The sequence below is a fragment of the Mycobacterium sp. 1482292.6 genome, assembly GCF_001672995.1.
GTDB classification, from domain to species: domain Bacteria; phylum Actinomycetota; class Actinomycetes; order Mycobacteriales; family Mycobacteriaceae; genus Mycobacterium; species Mycobacterium europaeum_A.
In genome coordinates this window covers 1-3,191 of the sequence record NZ_LZKV01000187.1, presented here as the reverse complement: position 1 = coordinate 3,191, position 3,191 = coordinate 1, and the positions used below count along the sequence as shown (strand labels likewise).

Genomic DNA, 3,191 nt, shown 5'->3' with positions numbered 1-3,191 from the left:
CGCCGGTGCGGTCGGCGACGAGTGCGGAGTCCAGCACGTGGTCGAAGTGGGTGTGCACCGGGATGACCGCCTCCAGCCGCGAGACCTTGGCCCGGGCCAGGCATCCGTCGACGCGCGCCGGCGAGGGTGCCACCTTGCCGGCCGCGACCGTGGCCAGGCCGGGCCGGGAGAAGTAGCCGTCGGTCATCAGGGCCGACGAGCCGTCGTCGATCAGCAGGGTGGCGACGCCGATCCAGGTCACCGAGAGCCCGTCGGCCTCGGCGGCGGGAGCGTCGAACCGGCCTGCGTACCGCGCGATGTCGGGACGCCCGAGTTTCAGTCGCATCAGCAGAACGCCCTGATCTCGGTGCCGGTCGTGGCAAGGCGGTCGCGGACGGCGGCGGCGATCTGCACCGCTCCCGGCGAATCACCGTGCACGCAAACCGATTCCACCTTCAGCGTGAGTTGGGTGCCGTCGATCGCGGTGACCTGCCCGGAGTCGACCATGGTCGCCACCCGGTCGGCGATCACCGCTGGGTCGGCCAGCACCGCACCTTGTTCGCGGCGCGACACCAGCCGGCCGTCGGGCCGGTAGGCCCGGTCGGCGAAAGCCTCTGCGACCGTGCGTAATCCGCGCCGAGTGGCTTCGTCGAAGAAGGCCGAGTCCGCCATGCCCAACACCGGCAACCCGGAATCCACCAGGCGCACCGCCTCGGCTACGGCGGCGGCCTGCTCGACGTGGGTGACGATCGTGTTGTACAGCGCGCCATGGGGTTTGACGTAGGACACCGTGGAGCCGGCCGCGTGCGCCATCGCCCGCAGCGCGCCGATCTGATACACCACGTCGGCGATCAGGTCCTCGGCGGCGACGTCGATGAAGCGCCTGCCGAACCCGGCCAGGTCGCGGTAGCTCACCTGCGCCCCGATGCGCACCCCGCGCCGGGCGGCCGACCGGCATACCCGCAGCAGGCCCGCCGGGTCACCGGCATGGAAACCGCACGCGACGTTGGCGCTGCTGACGATGCCGAGCATGGCGTCGTCGTCACCCAGGCGCCAGACACCGAAGCCCTCGCCCAGGTCGGCGTTGAGGTCGATAGCGGCCACCCGCCCAGCTTATGGGGGCGCCCGACGCCGGCCTAGGCGAGGAGGCGCGGCGCCGGCTACCGCCCGCTGACCTTGGCCGCGATCCGCTCGGCGAGGTCGACCGCGGACCCGCCGGGCACGAAGGAGCCGCAGGTGGCGACGTCGATGACGACGTTGTTGCGCACGGTCAGCGCCCTCTGGCACGTCCAGCCGTCGCTACTGTCCTGAACTTCGGAGGTGCTGAGCGTGCCACCGACCTTGTGGGCCTCGCCGACGGTCCACACGATGTCCGGCTTGTCCACGGGATGTTCGGAGAACTTCCGGTTGGCGCAGGCGGACCACCGTCGCACCGAGGCGTCGTAGAACGCGTTGGCCTTGCGCGCCGAGGGGTAGGCGATCACGGCCTGGATGGCGGAGTCGTTGCGGACCGCCGGGTCGTCGAAGTTGTCGTCGAGGCGCTGGCCGCGCATCGCGATCCAGCCGGTGTCCGCATAGACGGCCTCCTGGGCCGGGCCGTCCATCGCCAGGCAGCTCTTGTCGCTGAAAGTCGAACTCCAATCCCACATCGTCTGAACGCCGTACCGCAGCCGCATCCCCGAGCTGAGCAAGGAGTTGATCTGGTCCACCCCGAGCAGCAGCCCATCCAGGGCCGCGGCGGCCACCGGCGGCTGGAGCAGCGGACCGGAGGTGTCCGCGGGCGACGCGCTGCCGCCGACCACGGTGGTGCAGCCGGTGGCCAGGGCGGACACCGCCGCGGCCACCAGCAACGCGATTCGCCCGCGCACCACTGCCTCCCGGACGTGGAACCTTATGGGGCCCAGCTTAAGCGGCAGCGGATCGCCGGCGCCCGATCAGCCAGCAGACCAGGTAGATCAGGAACGAGATGCTCGCGACGAACACCGACACCGGCACGCCCGGCGCCAGCGACAGCAGCAGGCCCCCGACCGCGGACACCTCGGCGAACACCACCGAGGTGACCATCGCCGCCGCCGGGGAGGCGACCACCCGGGCCGCCGCGGCCGCCGGCGTGATCAACAACGACATCACCAGCAGCGCACCGACGATCTGCACCGCCTGGGCCGCCACCACCCCGACCAGGGCGGCGAACACGATGCCCAGCGCGTAGACCGGCACGCCGCGGGCGGCGGCGACGTCGGGGTCGACCGTGGCGAACAGCAGCGGGCGGTAACACGTCGCCAGCACGGCGATGACGAGCAGGCAGACCAGCGCCAGCATGGTCAGGCCCGTGTAGCCCACCCCGACGATCTGGCCGGTCAGCAGGGCGAAGCTGGTCGACGTGCGGCCCGGATAGAGATGGATGAACAACACCGCCAGGCCCAGCCCGAACGCCAGCACCACGCCGATCACCGAGTCGCGTTCCCGGTCACGCCGCCCGAGCACACCGAACAGCGCCGCGGCCAGGGCGCTGCCGATCAGGGCGCCGAGGCCCACGCCGAACCCCACCAGCAGCGCGAAAGCGGCTCCGGTCAAAGACAATTCGCTGGAACCGTGCACGGCGAACGACATCTGGCGCATCACGATGAACGGCCCGATCAGCCCGGCCACCAGGCCCAGCAGGGCGGCCGCCACCAGCGCCTGCTGCACGAAGTCGTGGGCGAGCAAGTGGGCGGTGATGTCGAAGGAGAACAGGTGGTCCAGCAGGCCGGTGAGCCGATGTTCCATCAGTGGTACCCATCGTCACGAGCGCCGGCCACCACGTAGCCGTCCTTGACCTTCACCACCTGGATGTCGGATTGGTAGAGCGCCGAAAGGGTCTGGCTGGTCATCACCTGCTCGACCGTGCCGATCTCGAACCGGCCGTCGACCAGATACAGCAGCCGGTCCACGTACGGCAGGATCGGGTTGATCTCGTGGGTGACGACGATGACGGTGGTCGCGGCGTCCTGGCGACGCCGCTCGATCAGCGCCGACACCAGCCTGGCGTTGGCCGGATCCAGCGTCAGCAGCGGTTCGTCGCACAGCAACAGCAGCGGGTCGCTGACCAACGCCTGGGCGATGCGCACCCGCTGCAACTCGCCGCCCGACATCGTCCCCACCCGGACGTCGGCCAGGTGTTCGCCGTTGACCTGGCGCAGCGCCTGGCGCACGGCCGCGCGCCGGCGGGCCCG

General features: G+C 70.8%; 4 protein-coding genes and 1 pseudogene. All 5 read right to left on the bottom strand.

Annotated features, from left to right (window positions below; all coding sequences use genetic code 11):
* Positions 1 to 325, bottom strand: a pseudogene (locus A5624_RS18155) (MBL fold metallo-hydrolase); the annotation flags it as partial.
* Complete coding sequence (locus A5624_RS18150) at positions 325 to 1,083, bottom strand: LamB/YcsF family protein (protein ID WP_066868873.1); 759 nt, start codon at positions 1,081 to 1,083, stop codon at positions 325 to 327. The pseudogene A5624_RS18155 and the gene A5624_RS18150, both read right to left, overlap by 1 nt.
* A 56-nt stretch (positions 1,084 to 1,139) precedes the next feature.
* Positions 1,140 to 1,850: a sensor domain-containing protein gene (locus A5624_RS18145; protein WP_066868870.1), complete on the bottom strand. Its 711-nt coding sequence runs from the start codon at positions 1,848 to 1,850 to the stop codon at positions 1,140 to 1,142.
* 34 nt (positions 1,851 to 1,884) lie between these two features.
* Complete coding sequence (locus A5624_RS18140) at positions 1,885 to 2,745, bottom strand: metal ABC transporter permease (protein WP_066868867.1); 861 nt, start codon at positions 2,743 to 2,745, stop codon at positions 1,885 to 1,887.
* A partial coding sequence (locus A5624_RS18135; RefSeq protein WP_156749071.1) for an ATP-binding cassette domain-containing protein occupies positions 2,745 to 3,191 on the bottom strand: 447 nt, incomplete at its 5' end. The genes A5624_RS18135 and A5624_RS18140, both read right to left, overlap by 1 nt.